Origin of the sequence: Acinetobacter sp. YH12132 (assembly GCF_013418645.1) — a bacterium.
GTDB classification, from domain to species: Bacteria; Pseudomonadota; Gammaproteobacteria; order Pseudomonadales; family Moraxellaceae; genus Acinetobacter; species Acinetobacter indicus.
Genome location: NZ_VPBR01000018.1, coordinates 1 through 22,201 on the forward strand (window position 1 = coordinate 1; position 22,201 = coordinate 22,201).

At 46.5% G+C, this 22,201-nt stretch carries 22 protein-coding genes; 3 read left to right on the top strand and 19 right to left on the bottom strand.

The features are described 5' to 3' along the window. Positions 1–380: 380 nt before the first annotated feature. On the bottom strand, positions 381–950 hold the full coding sequence (locus tag FTU67_RS12700) for a hypothetical protein (protein ID WP_104484250.1): 570 nt from the start codon (positions 948–950) through the stop codon (positions 381–383). Positions 951–952: 2 nt separating this feature from the next. After that, positions 953–2,260: a YncE family protein gene (locus FTU67_RS12705; protein WP_180061850.1), complete on the bottom strand. Its 1,308-nt coding sequence runs from the start codon at positions 2,258–2,260 to the stop codon at positions 953–955. A gap of 330 nt (positions 2,261–2,590) precedes the next feature. Here FTU67_RS12705 and FTU67_RS12710 point away from each other — a divergent pair, with 330 nt between their 5' ends. Then, the gene (locus tag FTU67_RS12710; RefSeq protein WP_016659360.1) at positions 2,591–3,793 is read left to right on the top strand and encodes an NAD(P)/FAD-dependent oxidoreductase; all 1,203 of its coding nucleotides are present in this window, start codon (positions 2,591–2,593) and stop codon (positions 3,791–3,793) included. A gap of 24 nt (positions 3,794–3,817) precedes the next feature. Here the strand turns inward: FTU67_RS12710 and FTU67_RS12715 are convergent, their stop codons facing one another. From FTU67_RS12715 to FTU67_RS12730, 4 genes are all read right to left on the bottom strand, one after another. Further along, a complete protein-coding gene (locus tag FTU67_RS12715) occupies positions 3,818–3,964 on the bottom strand; it encodes a hypothetical protein (RefSeq protein WP_005179593.1) in 147 nt (48 codons plus the stop codon). A 133-nt stretch (positions 3,965–4,097) separates the two neighbouring features. Next, complete coding sequence (locus FTU67_RS12720) at positions 4,098–4,292, bottom strand: hypothetical protein (protein WP_168399079.1); 195 nt, start codon at positions 4,290–4,292, stop codon at positions 4,098–4,100. Positions 4,293–4,368: 76 nt separating this feature from the next. Next, entirely contained in the window at positions 4,369–6,159 is a 1,791-nt protein-coding gene (locus tag FTU67_RS12725) for a mechanosensitive ion channel (RefSeq protein WP_171432213.1), read from the bottom strand. A gap of 199 nt (positions 6,160–6,358) precedes the next feature. After that, a complete protein-coding gene (locus FTU67_RS12730) occupies positions 6,359–6,691 on the bottom strand; it encodes a hypothetical protein (protein ID WP_005179600.1) in 333 nt (110 codons plus the stop codon). 442 nt (positions 6,692–7,133) lie between these two features. Between FTU67_RS12730 and FTU67_RS12735 the strand changes: the two genes are divergently transcribed. Continuing rightward, positions 7,134–7,556 carry a hypothetical protein gene (locus tag FTU67_RS12735; RefSeq protein ID WP_034598216.1) on the top strand — a complete coding sequence of 141 codons (423 nt, stop codon included), beginning with the start codon at positions 7,134–7,136 and terminating at the stop codon, positions 7,554–7,556. 94 nt (positions 7,557–7,650) lie between these two features. Here FTU67_RS12735 and FTU67_RS12740 read toward each other — a convergent pair whose 3' ends face one another. Then, a complete protein-coding gene (locus tag FTU67_RS12740) occupies positions 7,651–8,151 on the bottom strand; it encodes a hypothetical protein (protein ID WP_180061851.1) in 501 nt (166 codons plus the stop codon). A 240-nt stretch (positions 8,152–8,391) separates the two neighbouring features. Further along, positions 8,392–9,153: a ferredoxin--NADP reductase gene (locus FTU67_RS12745; protein ID WP_034597870.1), complete on the bottom strand. Its 762-nt coding sequence runs from the start codon at positions 9,151–9,153 to the stop codon at positions 8,392–8,394. Positions 9,154–9,238: 85 nt separating this feature from the next. Here FTU67_RS12745 and gigC point away from each other — a divergent pair, with 85 nt between their 5' ends. After that, positions 9,239–10,120: a LysR family transcriptional regulator GigC gene (gigC, locus tag FTU67_RS12750; RefSeq protein WP_005179612.1), complete on the top strand. Its 882-nt coding sequence runs from the start codon at positions 9,239–9,241 to the stop codon at positions 10,118–10,120. Positions 10,121–10,170: 50 nt separating this feature from the next. Here the strand turns inward: gigC and FTU67_RS12755 are convergent, their stop codons facing one another. The 11 genes from FTU67_RS12755 to nuoG all read right to left on the bottom strand — a co-directional run bounded on the left by FTU67_RS12755 (position 10,171) and on the right by nuoG (position 22,190). Beyond that, entirely contained in the window at positions 10,171–10,872 is a 702-nt protein-coding gene (locus FTU67_RS12755; RefSeq protein WP_016659365.1) for a cold shock domain-containing protein, read from the bottom strand. A gap of 113 nt (positions 10,873–10,985) precedes the next feature. Continuing rightward, positions 10,986–11,279 carry a cold-shock protein gene (locus FTU67_RS12760; protein ID WP_005179613.1) on the bottom strand — a complete coding sequence of 98 codons (294 nt, stop codon included), beginning with the start codon at positions 11,277–11,279 and terminating at the stop codon, positions 10,986–10,988. Positions 11,280–11,359: 80 nt separating this feature from the next. Beyond that, positions 11,360–11,995 (bottom strand): uracil phosphoribosyltransferase, encoded by a 636-nt coding sequence (upp, locus tag FTU67_RS12765; protein ID WP_005179614.1) that lies wholly within the window; start codon positions 11,993–11,995, stop codon positions 11,360–11,362. Between the two features lie 122 nt (positions 11,996–12,117). After that, the gene (gene nuoN, locus FTU67_RS12770) at positions 12,118–13,611 is read right to left on the bottom strand and encodes an NADH-quinone oxidoreductase subunit NuoN (RefSeq protein WP_005179615.1); all 1,494 of its coding nucleotides are present in this window, start codon (positions 13,609–13,611) and stop codon (positions 12,118–12,120) included. A 3-nt stretch (positions 13,612–13,614) separates the two neighbouring features. Continuing rightward, entirely contained in the window at positions 13,615–15,228 is a 1,614-nt protein-coding gene (nuoM, locus tag FTU67_RS12775; RefSeq protein ID WP_104491474.1) for an NADH-quinone oxidoreductase subunit M, read from the bottom strand. A 1-nt stretch (position 15,229) separates the two neighbouring features. Further along, entirely contained in the window at positions 15,230–17,125 is a 1,896-nt protein-coding gene (nuoL, locus tag FTU67_RS12780) for an NADH-quinone oxidoreductase subunit L (protein WP_180061852.1), read from the bottom strand. Then, entirely contained in the window at positions 17,122–17,430 is a 309-nt protein-coding gene (nuoK, locus tag FTU67_RS12785) for an NADH-quinone oxidoreductase subunit NuoK (protein WP_005179622.1), read from the bottom strand. The genes nuoL and nuoK overlap by 4 nt, the downstream gene beginning before the upstream one ends. Further along, positions 17,430–17,948: an NADH-quinone oxidoreductase subunit J gene (gene nuoJ, locus FTU67_RS12790; RefSeq protein WP_171503195.1), complete on the bottom strand. Its 519-nt coding sequence runs from the start codon at positions 17,946–17,948 to the stop codon at positions 17,430–17,432. The genes nuoK and nuoJ overlap by 1 nt, the downstream gene beginning before the upstream one ends. Continuing rightward, a complete protein-coding gene (nuoI, locus tag FTU67_RS12795) occupies positions 17,948–18,490 on the bottom strand; it encodes an NADH-quinone oxidoreductase subunit NuoI (protein WP_005179629.1) in 543 nt (180 codons plus the stop codon). The genes nuoJ and nuoI overlap by 1 nt, the downstream gene beginning before the upstream one ends. Before the next feature lie 16 nt (positions 18,491–18,506). Beyond that, on the bottom strand, positions 18,507–19,508 hold the full coding sequence (nuoH, locus tag FTU67_RS12800) for an NADH-quinone oxidoreductase subunit NuoH (RefSeq protein ID WP_005179637.1): 1,002 nt from the start codon (positions 19,506–19,508) through the stop codon (positions 18,507–18,509). Between the two features lie 3 nt (positions 19,509–19,511). Further along, positions 19,512–22,190, bottom strand: coding sequence for an NADH-quinone oxidoreductase subunit NuoG (gene nuoG / locus FTU67_RS12805; RefSeq protein WP_005179641.1), 2,679 nt, complete (start codon positions 22,188–22,190; stop codon positions 19,512–19,514). Between the last annotated feature and the right edge of the window lie 11 nt (positions 22,191–22,201).

Sequence of the window (22,201 nt, forward strand, 5' to 3'; positions counted from 1 at the left end):
TGTTCAAATGGCGATTCAGCGTTTAATTGGTTTTGGGAAAAAAGAAGAGTTTAAGGAAATTTTGGCAATTTTAAGAAAGCAGAATCCTGATAGGATAAGGGTTCTGTGAAATTTGTCGTGTACAGAGCCTTTTTTATAAAGTTCGCCACCAGATATAGATGTCTAGCCGACATTTCTATTTATTGTTAAGCCAATCAAAGTGCAACTGCGTCAAGTTGAAGCTCGACATCTTAATATAAACAGATCATAAAAAAGTCTGATGAAAGTTTTGTTGATGATCTGTATGTGCTGTGAAATTCAAAGTTCATCTGTTGTGACGTCCTCAATCGGGCTTCCATCCAGCGGACACCGGTTCAGCTAGATGGAAGGAAAATCAAAACTTAAGGCTGATTGGTCTCTGGCAATGGATTGGCGGCAAAATAGCGCTCCAGATGATTCACATGTGAATCCGGACGTGGTCGGCGCATATTTTCTGCGACCCCGTTATAGAGCTCAGCCCGTGGCGTTAAGTGGAATTTATTCAGCTCTGGGTCCATATACGGCAAGCGCTGTTTACGCTGTAAATATTGATGCAATTGCTGATTAATTTCCTGTAAACCGTAGCCGCCTTTGGCCCAGGCGCTGTCGTGGCTGCCCCAGTGATGGCCGAACTCATGGCCCACAATGCCAATACTGGTATTAAAATAATGCGCATAGAACAGCCAGGTATCGACTCCCAGCACATTTCGTCCGCCTAAACCGCCGCCCACGGTGGTCACCCCGAGCGTCACTTTGCCACGGTTCATAATCTCATCATAATATTTTTGATACTCCGCTGCGGTAAAGTAACCGCCATCTCCGACCACTTGGCCCTTGTTGCCAAAGAAGTCATGCCCCATGACCGCTTTATGGTTAAACCAGATGTGTTTAAACTCAGGGCTATTCACCAGATAGGCAAAATTGGTAATCATAATCACCCATTCACGCGCATAGGCTGGAGTAATTTTGCCCCCAGATGCTGTAAATTTGCCGATAAAATATTATCCATATAAAAATGGCGCAGGTTTTCATTGGTCAGGGTTTCCCAGCTTTCCCCATCTTGCAGCACATAACTGCGGCTTTGGGCCTGCTGCTGCTTGAGTGCCGTGACTGTGGCAGCAGTATTGGACTGGAACTGCTGCAATCGCTTAAGCGGCATCATGACAATTTTGCCGTTAAACAGGCTGAATAAATGTTCCTGACTAACCTGAATATCTAAGGCACCGGCCAGTTGCTGATCGGTACTCGCCCCTGCCGTACGATATTTATAAAAACTTTCTTCTGCGGCTGGAAAAATATTCTGTAGATTTTGCGTATTTGGTAAAGCTGAACTGTCGATCCGGCCTGAAGTATGGGCTGCATAAAAACGCTGGTCATCCGCGGCATGAAATACCCGTGTTCCCACATTTTCCTGTCGTGTCGCCGCCACGTTTGTTGCGCCTTCTTCAAGATGAGTCAGGTCATATACATAGCTCATGCCATTATTAAAACTGGCATACAGCAAATTACCGACAGCTTCCAAACGCGCACTACAGTTATAACCACAGTTCGGCAAGGACAAACGTGCATATTTTTTGGCTTTTAAATGATTGGTGCTACTGATCTCACTTTGCTTCCAGACATTAATCCGGCTATGCGTATCTGTGGCAAATACATATTGATCATTCGCTGCCACCGACATGGGATGCACCACCACGGTATTGTGCTGATCACCCGACCAACTGCCGGTTCCCAACGACATCAGAAATTGTGGTTCGCCTGAGCCTAAATCAAAGACATCGACCCGGTTAGACGAATAAGAAGCCGCATATAAGCGGTCGTTATGTACACTTAAATCAAACAACCGATTCCACGGCCGACCTATGCCGGAAATATTCTGGGCATGGATCGAACTCAAGACTCGCTTGGCTTTCAGGTCATAACGCAAAATGCTTGCCTCGGCGCTGTCATTGGCCACATACAAAATATCCTGATGCACCACCATCGCTTTCGGATTCCAGCTGTCCAGACCAAAAGTCTGGGCACTAAATTCGGTGGCCAGATCTGCAAAGCGAACGTCATTGATCAAGCTGGCAGTGACAGGCGTGGTATCAGGTGTTGAACCAGGTGAAGTTGGCGTCACAGGAGCCGGTGCAGATGGATTTGAAGATGCTGCCGTATTGCTGTCACTGCCACCGCCGCCACCGCAGCCAGTGAGAGCCATACTCAAAATTACCGCCAGGCTTAATAATGTTTTATTCATTGTGTTCCCCAAGAGACAAAGTCATGACATAAAAAATATGTCTAAAAATTGCTATTTATTCTGAACAACAATGCCCCTTTAATAAATACTAAACTATTGATTTAAAACAACTTTAAAATAAAACCAGATCAAATAAACACGACTTTGCCGCGTAAAAAATCACCTTAAAACAGTAAAATGTGGCCTTGCTAACGATGATTTGGTTTATTGATAGACCATTCCTGCTTTATAGGAAAAGTAAATATTCTGCGCACATTTCAATCTGGAAAATGCGGCATCATCAAACGATAAAGTCTATAATAGTCCGCTTTCATTTTCTCTCGGTGCAACATGGCAACAGCAAATCAATACGATGTTCTAGTTTTGGGTGCCGGTGCGTCTGGTTTAATGACCGCCTATATGGCTGCCCAGCGCGGACGCAAAGTATTGGTGCTGGAAAAAGCCAATAAAGTTGGCAAGAAAATCCTGATGTCGGGCGGTGGTAAATGCAATTTCACCAACCTCTATGTCGAGCCAAGCAACTATATTTCACATAATCCGCATTTTGTGATTTCCGCGCTCAGCCGCTATACCAATTGGGATTTTATCGGGCTGGTCTGCGAATATGGCATTGACTATGAAGAACGTAAACATGGGCAGCTGTTTACCTTAAATGGCGCCAAAGACATTCTGAATATGCTGCTGGCCGAGTGTGACAAAACCGGTCTGGTCGAGATTAAAACCAGCTGTGAAGTCAAAGCCATGACTGCCATAGATGATTTGGGTTTTCAGGTCGCAACCACTTTAGGTTATTTTCAGGCAGAATCTGTGGTGATCGCCAGTGGCGGCCTGTCCATTCCGACGCTGGGAGGGTCCGGAATCGGTTATGAAATTGCCAAGCAGTTTGGCCATCATGTCTATCCAACCCGTGCCGGCTTGGTGCCGTTTACCTTTTCCGACAGTTTTAAAGAAGTCACCACCCGCCTCAGTGGTAATGCTGTAGAAGCGACACTTTCCAATGCGCTAAACAGCTTTACCGAAGCCTTGCTGTTTACTCACCGCGGTTTAAGCGGACCAAGTTCGCTGCAGCTGTCCAATTACTGGGATGTCGGCCAAAGTTTTCATATCGACTTCCTGCCGGCCGTGGATTTAGCCGAGTTTTTTAAAGCCAAAAAATCCAGCCAGCCGAAAGTGCTGTTACGTACCTTACTGGCCGAACATTTACCGAAAAGTGTGGTGGCAGAGCTGCAACAGCTGATCTGGCCGGAACAGGCGGAAAGCGCGATCGGGCAGCTGAGTGATGAAAAACTGGAGCAGATTGCAGCGCGCCTGCATAGCTTTGAAGTCAAACCGTCAGGGACCGAAGGCTACCGTACCGCAGAGGTGACTTTAGGTGGCGTCGATACCACTGAAGTTTCTTCCAAAACCATGGAAAGTAAAAAGCAGAAAGGCTTGTATTTTGTCGGTGAGGTGCTGGATGTGACGGGCCATTTAGGTGGTTATAACTTCCAGTGGGCCTGGGCGTCAGCGCATGCCGCCGCCCAATATGTCTGATGGTTTATAAAACTGGTGGATGAATTATTCCAGATAATCTGTGCGCAATAAGCACAGATGATTCTGGCGTTGTACACGTAAAATAGTCTGCTGCATTTTCACCACGGCGCACTGAACATGCTTTGGTAGTACTGCCGGCTGTTCTGATTGTTTTAAGCTAATTTTTAACATAAGGTCTTCCCCAAATAGACTTTCGTCGATTTTATTCCCTGAATATTTCATACAGATTAAATCTAAGCATCTAAAATATATGAAATATTTATTCCTTTTTTATGAAGCTTCACTATAGCAAAAAATTGTTCATTTATACAACATCATCGACTTTGGTCGCAGCTTGCCCGGTATCGCCCGAATCATCAGCGGTCTGGGCGGGTTGGTTTTGATTTTGGTTTTGAGTTTTGGCAAAAATAAATTTATATGCGCTGGCCAAAAAGCCAAGGGTAATCCCTGCAATCACTACGGGTGCAAAAAGATTAGAAGGCGCTTTCTTTTTCGTCATTTTGCTTCTCCAGTTTTCAACAAAAAACGAGGTCGATCAACACTCAGTTTGATCGACCTTGTAGATAGATGACAGGTTATTTCGGGTCATCTTTTCGTGGTTGATGTGCATCGACATCCGGTTCTTTTTCACCAGTTGAACCAAACGGATTATTGCTGGCCGGATGCGCCGGATCCACCTTCAGCGTATCAGGTGTAACCTGATCTGCACCGGATGCTTCATCTTCCTGCGGTGCAGTGGTCAGCGTTGCCGGTGTGGTATTCGACAAATCCGTGGTCATTGGGGCATTTGTCCCTTGTGACGGGTCCTGTTTGTTCATTGGATTTACTCCTGGGGTCATAAAGCCGCTATTGGCCGCACTGTCCTGCTCCTGTTTCAACGGATTCGGCTGCTTGGCTTCGCGTTTGGCTTTATCAATCAGATCGGTTAAAACACGTTCTGCCGGTTGACGGCCACCCAGACCAAAGGCCAGAGCAAAGGCCACCGCAACTGCACCCAAGGTTAAACCGAAGGCCAGGTTCACAATAGAATCGGCAATGCCCATGGCACGTAAGCCCATTGCTACGACCAGACCCATAATCAGTACGCGTACCAGCGTCGCTAACCAGCGTGAACTGTTGTATTCACCACGCTCGACCACTTTGGCCACCACATTCGCCAGCCAGAAACCGACCACCAGAATGACCGCGCCCAGCAGGATATTGGCACCGAAGTAAATGAACATCGAAATCAGACCACTTACCTGCTCGAAACCAAGACGGTTAGCCGCTTCAGACACGGCAAACAGCATGGTAAAGAACACGATCAGACAACCAACCATGGTCGATACTTTGGTGGTACCGAGGAAACGTTGTACGCCCAGTTTGGCCGGAATTTCATCGACACCCGTACCTGAAATAATTTCAACCACCAGATTGGCCACGAAACGTGACACCACATAGGCAATGATCAGGATTAAACCGGCGGCAATAATATGCGGAATTGCATACATGATTTCATGCAGCATAGCGGTTGCCGGCTGAGAAATCGCCTCAATACCCAAGGCTTCAAATGCAATGATTAATGCAGTAATGATGATCAGGGCAAAAACAAAAGAACCGACCAGCTTCGGCAAGTTAGAGTTCTTGAACAGGCCAATTTTTTGCGCCTGCTGTTGCAGATTCAGACTGCCAATTAAACCTTCGACAATACCACGGACAATTTTAGCCAGAATATAACCGACAAAAATAATCACGCCGGCAATAAAGATATTCGGCAGATAAGAAATGGCTTCAGTCACCATGTTTTGTACTGGATACAACAGGCCGTTTAAGCCCAGAATCGACAGCACAATTGGCAAGAACAGTAACAGGATTAACCAGTACACAATATCACTGATATTGCGGCTAATCGGGCTAACCCCGACATCGGCACTGAGCTTTTCATCCAGCTGGGTACGATTCAGTACGCGCTGCAGGCCCATTTTGACCAGCGTTGCGACAATCCAGGCAATAAAACCGACCGCAATGGCTGCCAACAACTGGGGAATAAAGACCAGGAAGCTTTGAATCATATTGCTAAACGGCCCACTGACACTGGTCAGATTCAGCACATTCAGCGCCGCGATAATCGCGATAATCATGATGATCCAGAAGGCAACTCTGGACAGAATACTTTCTACATTGGGACGGTGCCCGGTGGCATGCGACAGCTTCTGGTTGGTGCCCAGCTTTTCTAAGCCTTTTTTAATGGCTGCACCGACAATTAATGCAATAATCCAACCAATAATAAGTATGGCAATCGCCGATAAAATGGGATGAAACTGTTCCCAGTAGTACATGGCATCGAAGCCTGCACCTCTCGGGTTTCCATCAAAATAATCATTCATATGTCTTGCCCTCTTGTTATGACTTTCTACATTCGTTGTTCATGGCAAAAGATGCGCATCTTGATCATGGTAAAAATGAAAGGTTTAAGTACTTTGTATTTTTAAGTACCGTGTTTTTATGAAGTACCAAGCGTGTAAGAATGCACGGCTATCGTAAAAAACCCTGAACTGACGGTCAGGGTTTATGCAATCTTCAGACTTATTGAGCGGTGGCCGTAGCGGTATCGCCATCAGTGGCAGTGGCTGAATCACCATCTACAGCGGTGCCAATGTCGCCATCCACACCTGTGGTCGCCACACCTTCTTCAGCCATTGCAGGCGTACTGTTATTGGGTGTAGCCTGTTCTACATTGGCATTCGGATGCCCAGGTGGTGCCTCACTCGGTTTAGGATCACGATCCGCAAACATATACACCACCAGTGCCAGCAGAAAAACACCCACAGCAATCAAGATAAAAACTGGCATACGTTTTTTCTTTTGTACTTCTTCTGCGCTTGTGACATGAGGTGGCTTGTTAAAATCATGGCTCATGTTTCCCTCACTTCTTTTCTATTCGCTTGTCGAATTTTTATACTAACAAGAAGCATTGTTGTGTTGTGTGACAAAGCATTGTGAGATGGTGAAAAATGTAATTACAAAAAATGAAGTTTTTTACTGCTTTCATTTTATTCAAAATTTTGACGTAAACTGGATTTAGCAGCTGACAGGACTTGTATACTTTTTAGTCGCAATAAGCAGATGAATAACTGATGCAAAATTAGAAGAATAAGCACATGAAAAGGAATATAGAATCGCCTAGATGAGAGAAAAAATTCAGCAGCCTGAGCATTCTCCAGTGCTGATCAGCCCCTCCTTGCTTGATACAGCAAAATGCCAGGTAACAATTTGCTTCAGCTCGCCCACCACAAGCGCTGCCTTAACGCATACAAATGCGCTATAATATGTCACTCTTTTTTTCATGCTCCAGAATTTTATGGCGTATCGTCAACAAAGTGTAACGCTTGATCTTGACACTGACGTCACACATCAATGTGCTTTGCACTACACGCGTGATCAGCATTTAATCGGGATTATTGAGTTCAGTAAACCGAGCTTTCTTCTGAAATGGGGCGATCTGGAATATTTCCGCCGTCGTACTGAAGAGTTTTCAGTGATGCCGTTTCCAGACTGCATTAATGCCATGGTGATTGATGTGCGTAATGTCGCGGCCTGGCTCGATAATGAAGTGCCGATTATTCCATGGCGCTTACTGGAAGAAGAATGTCCAGTGCGTCTGGTGGTCCCTGCAGACCGTGTCGAACACTATGCCGGCTTTTTTGAACCGACCTGGCTGACTACTGATACAGAAACAGCGATTCAGGAAATCCGTCATTTTATGGATATGTTTGTGCATTAAGCATATTCAAGTGGTGCTGACACTTCATCAAAAAAACCTCATCTGAATCATACAGATGAGGTTTTTTAATAGAATATACGTTTCATTTAATCCGCTAGCGAATGGTAAAAATACACTGCTGCTTAAAACTGGATTTGGGTAGCCAGATCAGCTGTTTATAGCGCACCTGATCTATTCCAAAACTTTGCATTTTCTGGCGTGTATAGCGCCAGCCAATACAATCTTGATAGCGCGCATATTCAGGCGCTTGCCCTGCTGTAGTCGATGCCTGCTGGACCTGAATTTTCTGGAAAAACGCGGTTTCTCTGGCGCACATCGGGCCAATATACTGCTGATAGGCCTGTCGCATGTCTGCATCATCAAACTGCATTGGTTGCATGGCGCCGCCATGCCAGCCCAGCTGACTGCGCCAGTTCAGATATTTGATCTTTCCGGCCGGAAACACATAATTGGCGCAAGAAGAAAAACAGTATTGCCCGACTTCTACATTCAGCTGATGCGCATAGACCAGATCACCCAAATCCATTCCCAGACCAATTTCACCACCTTGACTGGTGATTTTCAGGGTCTGTACTTGCGGGAACTGCTTCAACAAGGCAGCTGCACGGGTATTGGCATCTTGGCTGATGCGGGCCAGTATAGATCAGCACATCTTCTTGTACCGTCACTTCTGTTTCCGTGCCTGTGATATTTGCCTGTAGCGTAGTTGCCGCCACTAGCGCGACGCTGGCCATAAGCATGGATTGGAACACTTGCATCACATCCTCACAGAACTAGAGAAAATAAACCGGGCTGAAAATAGCAAATCATCAAAGTAAGCCTGTAGAATTCAAGCTTACCAGTAGTTTTCTACTGCAATATTGCCTTCTCCACGGCGATTCATGCTCAGGCCACGCGCTTTTAGGGCTTCTTTGGTATCTTCCACCATTTGCGGGTTACCACATAGCATCACATGACTGCTGTCCGGATTAAAAGACAGGCCCACAGCTTTTTCCAGCTCGCCATTGGCGATTAACACCGGCAGACGGTCATGCAAAGGTGCGTTCGGATCACGGGTAATAATTGGCACAAATTTAAAACCTGTATGTCCTTCGCCAAAAGTCGCCGCAATTTCTTCAATCCGCTCGACATAGGCCAGTTCCGCTGCAGTCCGGACACTATAGACCAGATGGATATGCTGGTATTTATTCCAGGTGTCAAAATCTTGCAGCATCGACAGGAATGGCGCCAGTCCGGTGCCGGTACCCAAAAGCCATAAGTCTTGTGGCAAAGGCAACTGATAGCGCGCCAAGGTTAAAAAGCCATACGGTACTTTTTCCAGATACAGCTCATCGCCAACCTGCAGATGTTGCAGATTGGAAGTAAAGGCCCCATCGGGTACGACAATTGAAAAGAATTCCAGGGTTTCATCAAAAGGTGAGGACACCACTGAATAGGCCCGCACCACCAGTTCATCGCCGACTTTAAGGCCAATACGCGCAAATTGCCCGGCAGTAAATTTAAAGTGGGCTGGACGCGTCATGGTAAAGCTGAACAAGGTATCGGTCCAGCGATGTACAGATAACACCGTTTCTAGGCTAAATTTTTCAATTGACATAATTTGTACGTGGCATGAAAGACTGCGCTCATGGTAGCATGGCAGCATAATTTATTAATATTTTTTAAATGTTAAGGCTATATTCATGCGCATGACTTTACGCCAATTGGCTGTTTTTGTAGCAGTCGCTCAAGAAGGCACAGTAACCAAGGCCAGTGATGCCGTCAAACTGACGCAAAGTGCGGCGAGTATGGCTTTAGCAGATCTGGAAGATGGTTTAGGCGCACCATTGTTTGACCGTTTAGGTAAACGCCTGCAATTGAATGATCTGGGCCGTTTTTTACTCCCGCAGGCGCTTGAAATTCTAGGCCGCTGTGAAGCCTTTGAACAGGCCGCCAAAGGCGAGCTGCAAAGCATTGATTTGCGCCTGGGCGCGACCCTGACCATTTCCGATTACCTGATGCCAGATTTAATGGCCAACTTCCTGCAAATTCAGCCACAGGCGCATTTACAGCTGCAAGTCGGTAATACCCGTCAAATGATTGAAGCAGTCAACCAGTTCCAGCTCGATTTAGCCCTGATTGAAGGTTCCTGTCATTTGCCGCAGCTGCAATGTATCCACTGGCGTGATGATGAACTGGCGGTCTGCTGTTCACCGAATCATCCGCTGGCGCAGCTAGACCGTGCCTTAACCGCAGAAGACTTTAAACAGGTGGAATGGATTTTACGTGAAGAAGGTTCAGGCACCCGTGAAGTATTTGATAACGCCATTTTAAAAGATGTGCCAGATGCCAAAATCCGTTTAACCCTGGGTCATAATGAAGCCATTCTGAAAATTGTGGCCGGCGGCTTAGGCATGTCCTGTATTTCAAAACTGGCGATTGAGCCTTTACGTGAAAAAGGCCAGCTGGTGATTTTAGACACTCCATTCTGGCAACTGGCGCGGCCTTTATTTATGCTGGTGCATCGTCAGAAATACCAGGGTCCAGGTCTGAAAGCCTTTATGAAGTTCTGTGACAGCAAATAAGACTGTATTTAATCCATAAAAAAAGCGCCTGCAGGCGCTTTTTTCATACCTTATCGAAATTGGCTTTCACATGGAATCCCGTCGCCATCACCATCCATTTTGGTATTTGGGCAATTACGAATAAAGAATAAAGCCTCCTCATAAGACTTCATCTGACTACAATGCTCGCGGCCATCACATTTAAATTGTTCAGATGAGCTGCTACTTACCGGCAGCGCTTGCTCTACATTCTCTTGGACATTTTCTAAATTCTTTTTCCCTTTTTCACTAAGTCCAAGTTCCGGTAATTCGCCATGTACCGCTCTTTGCTCAGCTACGATCTGTTGCTGAGCAATCATCAGTTCTTCAAGTTTTTGCTGTTTCTGAGCTTGATATTCTTGATATTTCTTATATACCAAAATACTTAATCCTAAAATAATGATTAAGCCTAATACAGTAATGATCTTTGAGTTAAGCCATGAAGACTTCTTTTTATCTCTTGACGAAACTTTACCCTCGATATTTCTGTATCGTAGATTGTTCTGTTCAGCAGGCTCTGATACTTTTAGGTCTAAGCGTACAATATTCGCGGCTTTAAATTTTCCTGCATCTTCAACAATTATAAATTTTAGATTTTCACCGATTTTAGGTGGAACATTCTTATTGGGAAAATCTTTGATGTGGAAAAATAAATCTTTTGACTCTTTCTCTATCTGAATAAAACCAAAACCACGATCTTCATGATAGCTTTTGATTTTCCCCTCTTGAAACATAATGCGCTCTTATCTTTGATATTTTTAATAATTGTAATAAAAAAGAAGCTAAAAAGCCTCTTTTCTATTCTTATACTCGACTTATAGCAGAATATATAAATTCTACCTTAGTACTAACGTCGGAAATTGGACAGCAGGGAAGAAGTAATCGACTGGTTATGGGCGGCCACTTTGGATTTTTTTGCTTTGGCCGACTGGTCTTCAACCCGCTCAATTTTCACTGCTTTAAACTTGTTGCCGTTTTTGACCACATTAAATTTCACCCGGTCATTTCGCTTCGGTTCTATCCCATCGGCCGGGAAATCGGAAATATGAAAAAACACTTCGCCTTCCGGACAGGCAATAAAGCCGTAACCCTTGTCTGCGTTGTATTGCTTAACTTTACCCTGATATTGTTCGTTGCTCATCGACCTGTCCCCCTTTTGCGCTTCAAGCTTAGTATATAAAAAAGAGGCTATAAAAGCCCCTTCTCTGTTCACTAGCAAAATCAGTCTTTTTGCACGGAACCGAAAATTTTGTCACCGGCATCACCCAGGCCCGGTACGATATAGCCATTTTCATTCAGGCCCTGATCAACAGAGGCAGTGAAAATTACCACATCCGGGTGCGCTTCCTCTACACGCTGAATGCCTTCTGGCGCAGCCACCAGCACCATCACGCGAATATCTTTACAGCCGCTGGCTTTTAACACATCAATCGCCGCCACTAAAGATGAACCGGTGGCCAGCATTGGATCAATGATCATGGCAATACGGTTTTGTACATCTGGCACCAGTTTTTTATAGTAGGTACGCGCTTCCAGCGTTTCTTCATCACGTTCTAAGCCCAGTACAGAAACTTTGGCACTTGGAATCAGGTTCAGGAAACCATCCAGCATGCCAATACCAGCACGTAAAATTGGCACTACAGTAATTTTTTTACCGGCAATACGGTCTACCGTGACCGCACCATTCCAGCCGTCAATTTCATGCTCGACCATTGGCAAATCTTTGGTCGCCTCATAGGTCAACAGCATGGTCACTTCTTGCGCCAGCTCGCGGAAGTTTTTAGTGCTGATATCTGCACGACGCAGTAAACCGAGTTTATGACGAATGAGCGGATGACGAATTTCATGGATAGCCACGGGAGAACACCTAAAAGGTTAAGATAAAATTCCGTCTATTATAATCATTTTTTGACCCTGATAAAAACAAAAAAGCCCTCAAATATTGAGGGCTTTTTGCTAGACAATTCTCTTTTTCAAGATTATTGCTGAGACAGCATGAAGTGAATTGGAGATAAAATCTCGGCTTCAAGCGCCATCTGGATAATTGGATCCGGATAAACACCAATCACCAATACCGCCAGTGCAGCCAGCAGAACCATGATCCCGCCAACACGTTGACCCCAGTGATCGACTGCATCCATTTTTGGTGTTTCTGGCGGAGTCATATACATCACCACCATCACACGTAAATAGTAATACAGACCAATACCCGAACCGACAATAATCATCGCTGCCAGGAACCAGTGCTGGGTTGTTACCGCAGCCATGACAATCAGGAACTTACCAATAAAGCCTGCAGTCAGTGGAATACCGGCCAGAGACAGCATCATCACGGTTAATACAGCAGTCAGCACTGGACGACGCCAGAACAGACCACGGTATTCAGCCAGACTTTCTGCTTCTGAAGTGTTGTTATATGGACTCGACATTAACGCTACGGCACCGAAAGCACCAATCGTGGTTAATACATAGGTAATCACATAAACAGTCACATTACCCAAGCTGGCATAAGTCAGACTGATCAGACCAATCAACAGATAACCGAAGTGTGCGATTGAAGAGTATGCCAGGACACGCTTCAAGTTCACTTGGCGTACCGCCAGGAAGTTACCGACCACAATCGACAGTACGGCAATAATGGTCAGCAGTGTAATAACTGATTCTTGCAGGATGGCACCTGAAGTCAGCAAGTAACGTACGAACAAACCAATGGTCGCCACTTTGGCAGCCGTTGCCAGGAAGGTCGCGATTGGTGCTGGAGCACCCGCATACACATCTGGTGTCCATTTGTGGAATGGTGCCAAAGACAGTTTGAATGCAACCGCAAAGATAATTAAGGCAATACCTAAAATGACCAGTGGCTGGTGCAGGTTCTGCATAAGCGCCTGTACAGAGTCATAGAATGACAGTGAACCGGTGTAGGCATAAATATACGCCATACCCATCAGCAACATCGCAGATGCGGTTGCTGAAAGTACCAGGTATTTCACCCCTGCTTCTAAAGACTTCGAACGCTGATGCGTATAGGCTAACAAGCCATACACCGGAATCGACATCAATTCCAGGCTGATGAAGAATGAAGCATAGTGCGAGCTTGCCACCATGAGCATTGCGCCTGCAACTGAGGACAACATCAGGATGTACAGCTCTTCACGATTGTCTTTATAGCTTTCAATATAAGCATGTGACAAGGTACAGCAAGCCAGTGCAGCAACCAGGATCAGTAACTGATAAACCAGTGTGAACTGATCAATCATAAACATGCCCATGACATTCGCTGGTGCAAAAGCACCACCGAATAATGAGAGCAGAATATACGCTGCAGCAAGGTTTAAGCCCACTACAGATGCTGTCGCAATCAGGTTATGGTTACGCTTGATTGCGGTGAGAATCATCACGACGATCGCAGTTAAAGCCACGATCATCACAGGAGCTAATGGCATAAGCTCGGAAAATGACATTGTGAAGTTCATGACTTATTGGATCTCCACATTTTCGAGTTGAGTGCTTACCTGTTCGGTCACTTCAACTAGCTCTTGAACTGGAATGTAGCTGTTTGCTAACCACGCCATGCTTGAATTGGAAATATCAAGGAAGCTTTGTGGATACAGACCAAGCCATAACAGACCAACGGCACAAATTAACAGAATCACAATTTCACGCGCATCCAGATCTTTTAACGGATTGCTGTAATGCTGTTTTTGCTCTTCGTTTGGTGTACCAAATAATGCTTTGTGAATCAGGATCAGACCATAAAGACCTGCAAACACCAGACTCACTGCAGCAATGATTGTAAATACAGGGAACTGGTTGAATGAACCCATCAGAATCAGGAATTCACCAATAAAGTTACCCAGACCCGGGATACCGACCAATGCTGCCACGAAGAACATCAGGAAGAAGGCCAGATACGGGAATTGACCACGAATACCACCCATCAGACGCATGTCACGGGTATGCACACGTTCATAGACCTGACCACACATAATGAACAATGCAGCAGATGACAAGCCATGTGCCAGCATCATGATCATTAAGCCTTGGTAAGTCAGGATATTACCTGCGTAAATCGCCAGTAACACAAAGCCCATGTGCGAAATAGAGGTATAAGCCAACAGGCGTTTCATATCGGTTTGCTGGAAGGCACACCAAGCGCCGTAGAAAATACCAATTAAACCGAAAATAATCGCGATGTCTGCAAACTGTGCAGAAGCCGCCGGGAAGAATGGAATCACAAAACGGAGTAAACCGTACGCTGCAGTCTTAATCAAGATACCTGCAAGGTCAACAGAACCTGCTGTTGGTGCCTGTGCGTGGGCATCTGGTAACCAGCCGTGTAACGGGAAAACTGGAAGTTTTACCGCAAAGCCTATGAACATACAGATCATGAAGGCATAAGCCACTGCCGGTAACTGTGCATCAAGCGTATTCGCCACCGCTAACAGATAGTGGTAGTTGAACGAGATGGTACCTGACAGCATGTAACCGTAAATCACCAGCCCCAGGATACCGATCAGCATGATCAGACCTGCAACCTGTGTATAGATGAAGAACTTGGTTGCTGCGTAAACACGCGATTTACCATCTGCCCCTTTATGCCCCCAAAGCGCAATCAGGAAGTAGATTGGAACCAGCATCATCTCCCAGAAGAAGAAGAACAGGAACAGGTCAATCGCCAGGAATACACCAATTACGCCACCTAAAGACCATAACAGGTTCAGGTGGAAGAAGCCCACGTTCTTCTGGATTTCACCCCAAGAACAGCCGACGGCCAAAATACCCAGCAGCGCTGTCAGGCCAACCATGAGTAATGATAAGCCATCTACCGCCAAGTGAATGTTAATGCCCAGGGTTTGAATCCAAGGCAACTGGAATTGGGCAGCCCAGCTTGGAACCTGTGCACCCAATTCATATTGATACGTACCTGATTGCCATAACGCCAGGGTCAGACCCAGCGTTACCAGCATACCCACCAGCGCAATATAGCGCGGCAGTTTGTCGTCGAGCTTGTCGACGATCCAACAAATAAAACCTGCAATGAACGGAACGAGGATCAGTGCGGGTAAAATGATATTGTTTGGAGCTTCCATCTTATTTCCCCACGACCTGAGTCACGACCACGACCAGCAGTAAAACAACAACACCGAGGGCCATACTAGAGGCGTATTCGCGCAATGAACCGGTTTGACGTGAACTGGTAAAGCTGTTGCCTGCTTTAACAATTGCAGGAAGCACCAGCCACAAGCCATCAATCGGATCGCGACCTAAAATTTTAGCGATAAGCAGGTAAGGCTTCACGAATACGATGTTATACAACGCATCGAAACCAAGTGCATTACGGCAGATATTGGCCAGACCTGAACCCAGAGAAGTCTGAGCAAAGCCTTTTACGGCATTGTAAGCAAACGCAAACAGCACCACGCCAACAGCAAGACCTGCCAAAGCAACCCCAATCGCGATGTATTCAGCACCATGTGCACCGGCTTCAAGCGCTTCAGGAATAATGAAGGCTGGAATTTGTGCAGCATCCAGAATGCTCATCACTGGTGCTTTCAGCACAATCGCCAGACCCGTTGAAAGCACTGCCAGAATTGCCAGTGGAGCCCAGTAAGTAATGCCTTTGATTTCATGATAAGGCGTGTTTTCTTTGCCGAAGAATACTACCCAGATTAAACGGAAAGTATAAATAGACGTTAAGAACGCACCTGCAACACCCACCCAATACAGTGTATTGAAGACTGGTACGCCAGCTAAATGACTTTGTGTCCACACCGCGGCCAGAATCGCATCTTTAGAGAAGAAGCCGATGGTCAGGAATGGAATGGCTGCCAAGGCACCGCCACCAATCGCGAAACATGCAAACAGGAATTTGTTCTTGTAGAACAGACCACCCATCTTGAAGATGTTTTGTTCATGATGGTAAGCCAGAATCACCGCACCTGAAGACAAGAATAATAATGCCTTGAAGAATGCGTGAGTCAGCATGTGGAACAGACCCGCCTGGTACGCTTCAGCACCTACGGCCATAAACATATAACCGAGCTGACTCATGGTTGAGTAAGCCAGAATACGTTTGATGTCGGTTTGAACCAGCGCTGCAAAACCAGCCACCAGCAAGGTTACCGCACCGGTAATAGAAATGAAGATCATCACTTCTGGTGCAAGTTCAAATACGCTGAACATACGGCAGCATAGATAAACACCCGCAGTCACCATGGTTGCCGCGTGGATTAACGCAGATACTGGCGTCGGACCTGCCATCGCATCTGCCAACCAGGTTTGTAACGGGATTTGCGCAGATTTACCAGCAGCACCCAAGAACAACATTAAGGCAGTCCAGATGGTAATTGATGAGCTTTGGGTCATAACCGCAGCAGCATTCTCAACGATGTACTGTGTATTCAGGGTACCGAACTGTTGGTACAGCAAGAACAGTGCAATCAGCAGGAATACGTCACCCACACGCGTTACGGTAAATGCTTTAATTGCAGCAAAACCGTTGGCCGGGTTCTGGTAGTAATAACCGATTAACAGGTAAGAACACAGACCTACACCTTCCCAACCCAGGAACAATAACGCTAGGTTATCGCCCAGTACCAGCAGTAACATGCTGGCCACGAACAGGTTGAAGTAAGAGAAGAAACGTGCGAAGTCTTCCTCACCACGCATATACCAAGATGCGAAGATATGAATCAGGAAACCAACACCGGTAATCATGCCCATCATCAGCAACGATAAGCCGTCAAGCTGCAAACTGATGCCTGGGGCAAAATCACCCACGCTAAACCACGTCCACAAATGCTGAACGTAAAGTTCTTTACCGTTATTGACAAAGTCAAGGCCGGCAATCAGGGCAAATAATGCCGATAGACCAACTGCCCCTACCCCGATAATCGCCGCAACTTTCTCAGGAAGATTGTGACGCCCTGCCGCTAATAAAATAAAACCGATTAGCGGGAACAAAATTGTTAAATATAAATAACTCATCCGCGCATCTCACTAGCAGCATCCACATCCAGGTGATGGAAGCGATGATAGAACTGAAGGACGATCGCAAGACCGATACACGCCTCTGCCGCAGCCAGCGTCAGAATCAAGATGAACATGATCTGGCCATCTGGTTGTACCCAGGCACTACCCGCCAGAACGAACGCAAGTGCTGCTGCGTTCATCATGATTTCAAGGCTCATTAAAATGAATAACAGGTTGCGTCGCACCATTACACCGTAAAAACCCAGTGCAAAAAGAATGGTTGCAACGATCAAACCATGTTCTAAAGGGATGTTGCCCATTATTGTTTTTCCTCTTCTGCACCTGGTTCACGTTTACCTAAGTGGAATGCTGCAACCAGGGCTGCTAGCAATAACATCGCGGCAACTTCAACCAATAATAAATAGTGAGTAAAGAGTGCTTGACCGACTTCTTTAGGACCAACAATTTCGGTTCCCATGACAGCTGGCGTGCTGGAGTAATCCGATGCAAGCATCCATACCAGAACCAGACCCATCAAGAAGCTCATTAATGCTGGATATGCCCATGCAGTTGAGTTGAGCCATTTGCTCTCTTGTTCAACAGTTTGCTGACCCAAGTTCAACATCATCACCACGAACACGAATAACACCATGATCGCGCCGGCATACACAATAATTTCCAGGGCACCGGCAAACGGTGCACCCACAATCATGAACATCCCTGCAACAGCAAGTAATGACACGATCAAGCTCAGTAACGCATGTACTGGGTTCGTGTTGGTGACAACACGAACAGTAGAGATAATGGCCACGAGTGCCATCAAATAAAACGGCCACATCATGGTAATAGACTCCGTACATCAACAGGTGCACTTTCTTTTTGTGCTTGACCTTTGTCTTTACCTGTAACTGCCATACCGGTTACACGGTAGAAGTTATAGTCAGGATATTTACCCGGACCTGAAATCAGCAAGTGTTCTTTTTCATAGACCAGGTCCTGACGAACATATTCACCCAATTCAAAGTCTGGTGTCAGCTGAATTGCGGTTGTCGGGCAGGCTTCTTCACACATACCGCAGAAGATACAGCGAGAGAAGTTGATACGGAAAAATTCCGGATACCAACGACCATCTTCCTGCTCTGCTTTTTGCAGTGAAATACAACCCACTGGACATGCAACGGCACACAGGTTACAGGCAACGCAGCGCTCTTCGCCATCTGGGTCACGTGTAAGCACGATACGACCACGGAAACGCGGTGGTACGATTTCTTCGGCTGGCACTTCCGGATATAAAATGGTGTCACGTTTGCGGGTTGCGTGGCTGAACACCATCCACAACGAGCGCACGATTGACCCAAATCCAGCTAGAAACTTATACATTTTGTTCTCCCTGCCCTTACCACAAGATAACCGCGCCAGTAACCAGCAGGTTCACCAACGCTAATGGCAAGCAAATTTTCCAGCCAAAGTTCATTACCTGGTCATAACGTGGACGCATTAAAGAACCACGTGCCAGAACGAACATCATTACAAAGAATGCTGTTTTGATAATGAACCAGAATGCTGGAGGTAAGAAATCAAGTCCGAATGGCGCTAACCAGCCACCGAAGAATAACGTCACGATCAGCGCAGAGATCAGCACCACGTTGACGTATTCCGCAACGAAGAACATCCCCCATTTCATACCGCCGTATTCGACGTGATAACCTTCTGCCAATTCCTGTTCTGCTTCTGGTTGGTCAAACGGGTGACGGTGCGTTACCGCAACACCTGCAACCACGAAAATCAAGAAGCCCAAGAACTGAGGAATTACAAACCAGACGTCTTGCTGTGCTTCTACAATTTCACGCATGTTGAATGAGCCGGCAATTGCCACCACACCCATCAGGGAAATACCCAGGAACACTTCATAAGAAATGGTTTGCGCTGCAGAACGTAGACCACCCAGCAATGCATATTTGTTATTTGATGACCAGCCACCAAACAGAACCGCATAGACTGCAATACCCGCCATTGCCATAAAGAACAGCAGGCCGATGCTCATGTCTGCCACACCTAAATACGGTGATACAGGAATAACCATGAACGACAGTACCGCAGTTGCCATTGCAACTGCAGGTGCCATACGGAAAGTCAGCTTGTCAGCGAATTTTGGTGTCCAGTCTTCTTTGAACATGATTTTCAGCATGTCGGCGACAATCTGGAACATACCGCCCGGACCTACACGGTTCGGACCATAACGGTCTTGCCATAAACCGAGCAGACGACGCTCGATAAATGACATTAATGCTGCAACCAGTACCACAACCAGCAAGATCACAATCGCTTGAATGACTGAATAGGCAATTGGCCAGTTCTCAGCCCAAAGCGGTGTTTGACGCATTAATTCTTGTTCCATGAATTATACTCCTACCGCGACTGACACAGGCTCAGCAAGAGATACCGTCGGTGCTAGACCAATTGGGTAACCAATATAACCTGTAGGTAAATATTCAATCACTTGAACTGGAAGAACAATTGAAGTCTCGCCTGCTTTCACAGTGATCTTCTGACCATCTTTCAGGTTCAAACGGCTTGCATCCTGTTCACCCACGGCAAACATGGCTTCAGGAATACGTGATTCCATCGCTGGTGTTTTAATGGTGAATTCACCTGACGCAAAAATATGATGCATTGGCACCAAACGGAAGCTGTCCGGATTGGCCAATACAGGGCTTGGTGCTACGAAGCTACGTGCTGGACGTTTTGGTAAACGGTCGAATAAACGTACGCCTGAATCACCACCTTTTAAGTGACCGCCCACGTTGTCCTGGAATTTGTTCCAGGCCTGTGGCGAGTTCCAGCCTGCAGACCACGCAAATGGCACCAGTGCAGATGGCGTCTGATTACCGACATAACCTTCCATCGAGAAAGTTAATGCAGAATCGACATCGGTCGGCTGTTTTGGTTCGTGAATCGAAAGCGGTGCACGAATGGCAGTACGGCCTGAGTAACGACGTGGTTCACGTGCCACTTTCAGACCATGGACACGGAAGCCCGCATCTGGTGCAACGTCTAAAATACCTTCTAATGCCGGTACGTTTTTCGCTACAGACTCGATCACATCATCCAGCAAGGTCCATGAAATCGCTTTACCTTTCATGCCAGTTTCAAGGGCATGTAACCAGCGCCAAGATTCTTTAATCGCCAGTTCCGGCTTGTAGTAGCTTGGGTCATACACTTGATAGAAACGCTGTGCACGGCCTTCTTGCGATACCACAGTACCATCACCTTCAGCGAAGCTTGCTGCTGAAAGTACGATGTCTGCTTTCGCCACAGTCGCAGTTTCAGAGTGGTCCAGCACAATAATGTCTTTACCTGCAAGTGCAGCATCGACCTGAGCCGCTGGTAAACGACGGTAAAGGTCATTTTCCACCACAATCACAGTGTCATAGTCTTGTGCAAAGGCTTGCTCCAAGCTCTGACCACCAAAGATCGCCAAGCCCATTGAGTTCACTTCAGGAACAGTCAATGTTAAGCCTGCATTACCCAGATTCTGCGCCACTTGTGCAGCAGCTTCCATGATGGCAGCGTCTTGTAAGCTTGTACCAGAGATGATTAAAGGCTTCTTCGCCGCTTTTAAGGTATCTGCGATGGTTTGCGCAAATGCTTTGGCATCGTCATCTAAACCGGTAATCACTTCGCCTTTTACGCCAGCAGCAATGGCAAAGCCTAAACGCGCGATGTCATTTGGAGATGCAACCACTTCACCAGTTGCCACGTCAGCAAGACGGGTTTGAGTTGCAGCCAGAATGTAAATCGGAGATTTTGCATCTTGCGCAATACGTTGTACCGGTTCAGCCAGCCATTCTTGAGTACGACGCTCTGCCGCCATTTCTTTGGCTTTGTTTTTCGCTGCTTGACGAACAGATAAAGCCATACGTGGTGCAGTTTGTGTCAGATCTTCACCCAGAATTAACACGGCGTCATAGCTTTCAATTTCACGCATGCCCGGGTTGTAAACACCTTCGGTTTGCATGATTGATGCCGCCAGTTCCACCAGACTTTGCTCTTTTTGCGACATACCGGTTGAGTAGTTGTCCTGACCAACCAGTTCGCGCAGTGCAAAGTTCGATTCAAGCGAGGCACGTGGTGAGCCAATACCCAGCACTTTTTTGCCTTGAAGATTCTCGATCACGGTGTCTAATGCCTGATCGACAGACACAGTCGTGACATTTTGACCATCACGGAATTGTGGCTGACGCGGACGATCTTCACGGTTCACATAACCGGTACCGAAACGGCCTTTGTCACACAGGAAGTACTGGTTCACTTCACCATTGAAACGGTTTTCTACACGACGCAGTTCACCATAACGCTCACCTGGAGAAATGTTACAGCCTGAAGAACAGCCTTGGCATACGCTAGGCGCATACTGCATGTCCCACTTACGGTTGTAGCGCGCAGAGTGAGTTTTGTCGGTGAATACACCTGTTGGGCAGACTTCAGTCAGGTTACCCGAGAATTCAGATTCTAAAGTCCCTGATTCTGGACGACCGAAGTACACACGTGATGCGTTGGCATACACGCCAAAGTCGGTACCGCCAGCATAGTCTTTGTAGTAACGCACACAACGGTAACAGGCGATACAGCGGTTCATCTCGTGCGCAATAAACGAACCCAGTTCCTGGTTGTAATGCGTACGCTTGGTGAAACGGTAACGACGACGGTCGTGTTGCGTCATTACAGTCATATCCTGTAAATGACAGTGACCACCTTCTTCACAGACCGGACAGTCGTGCGGGTGGTTGGTCATCAAGAATTCAACAACAGAAGCTCGGAAATCTTTTGCTTCTTTGTCTTCAATCGAGATGTAGGTATTGTCAGCAGCAGGCGTCATACATGACATGACCAGACGACCACGCGTATCTTCAGGATTCGCGTATTGCGTCACAGCACATTGACGGCAAGAACCGACAGAACCTAAGGATGGATGCCAACAAAAATATGGGATGTCGATGCCAAGGCTTAAACAAGCTTGCAGCAAGTTTTCTGAGCCGTTGACTTCATACGATTTTCCATCGACATGAATTGTAGCCATAGTCGAATTCC

Coding starts and splice junctions, on each gene's coding strand:
- nuoI (WP_005179629.1), bottom strand. CDS start 18,490: ATGTATAAGTTTCTAGCTGGATTTGGGTCAATCGTGCGCTCGTTGTGG.
- FTU67_RS12755 (WP_016659365.1), bottom strand. CDS start 10,872: ATGTTTCAAGAGGGGAAAATCAAAAGCTATCATGAAGATCGTGGTTTT.
- FTU67_RS12725 (WP_171432213.1), bottom strand. CDS start 6,159: ATGAATGATTATTTTGATGGAAACCCGAGAGGTGCAGGCTTCGATGCC.
- FTU67_RS12760 (WP_005179613.1), bottom strand. CDS start 11,279: ATGAGCAACGAACAATATCAGGGTAAAGTTAAGCAATACAACGCAGAC.
- FTU67_RS12715 (WP_005179593.1), bottom strand. CDS start 3,964: ATGTTAAAAATTAGCTTAAAACAATCAGAACAGCCGGCAGTACTACCA.
- FTU67_RS12735 (WP_034598216.1), top strand. CDS start 7,134: ATGGCGTATCGTCAACAAAGTGTAACGCTTGATCTTGACACTGACGTC.
- nuoJ (WP_171503195.1), bottom strand. CDS start 17,948: ATGTGGCCGTTTTATTTGATGGCACTCGTGGCCATTATCTCTACTGTT.
- nuoL (WP_180061852.1), bottom strand. CDS start 17,125: ATGAGTTATTTATATTTAACAATTTTGTTCCCGCTAATCGGTTTTATT.
- FTU67_RS12710 (WP_016659360.1), top strand. CDS start 2,591: ATGGCAACAGCAAATCAATACGATGTTCTAGTTTTGGGTGCCGGTGCG.
- nuoK (WP_005179622.1), bottom strand. CDS start 17,430: ATGGGCAACATCCCTTTAGAACATGGTTTGATCGTTGCAACCATTCTT.
- nuoH (WP_005179637.1), bottom strand. CDS start 19,508: ATGGAACAAGAATTAATGCGTCAAACACCGCTTTGGGCTGAGAACTGG.
- nuoG (WP_005179641.1), bottom strand. CDS start 22,190: ATGGCTACAATTCATGTCGATGGAAAATCGTATGAAGTCAACGGCTCA.
- FTU67_RS12745 (WP_034597870.1), bottom strand. CDS start 9,153: ATGTCAATTGAAAAATTTAGCCTAGAAACGGTGTTATCTGTACATCGC.
- nuoM (WP_104491474.1), bottom strand. CDS start 15,228: ATGGAAGCTCCAAACAATATCATTTTACCCGCACTGATCCTCGTTCCG.
- FTU67_RS12730 (WP_005179600.1), bottom strand. CDS start 6,691: ATGAGCCATGATTTTAACAAGCCACCTCATGTCACAAGCGCAGAAGAA.
- FTU67_RS12700 (WP_104484250.1), bottom strand. CDS start 950: ATGATTACCAATTTTGCCTATCTGGTGAATAGCCCTGAGTTTAAACAC.
- nuoN (WP_005179615.1), bottom strand. CDS start 13,611: ATGAACTTCACAATGTCATTTTCCGAGCTTATGCCATTAGCTCCTGTG.
- FTU67_RS12705 (WP_180061850.1), bottom strand. CDS start 2,260: ATGAATAAAACATTATTAAGCCTGGCGGTAATTTTGAGTATGGCTCTC.
- gigC (WP_005179612.1), top strand. CDS start 9,239: ATGCGCATGACTTTACGCCAATTGGCTGTTTTTGTAGCAGTCGCTCAA.
- FTU67_RS12720 (WP_168399079.1), bottom strand. CDS start 4,292: ATGACGAAAAAGAAAGCGCCTTCTAATCTTTTTGCACCCGTAGTGATT.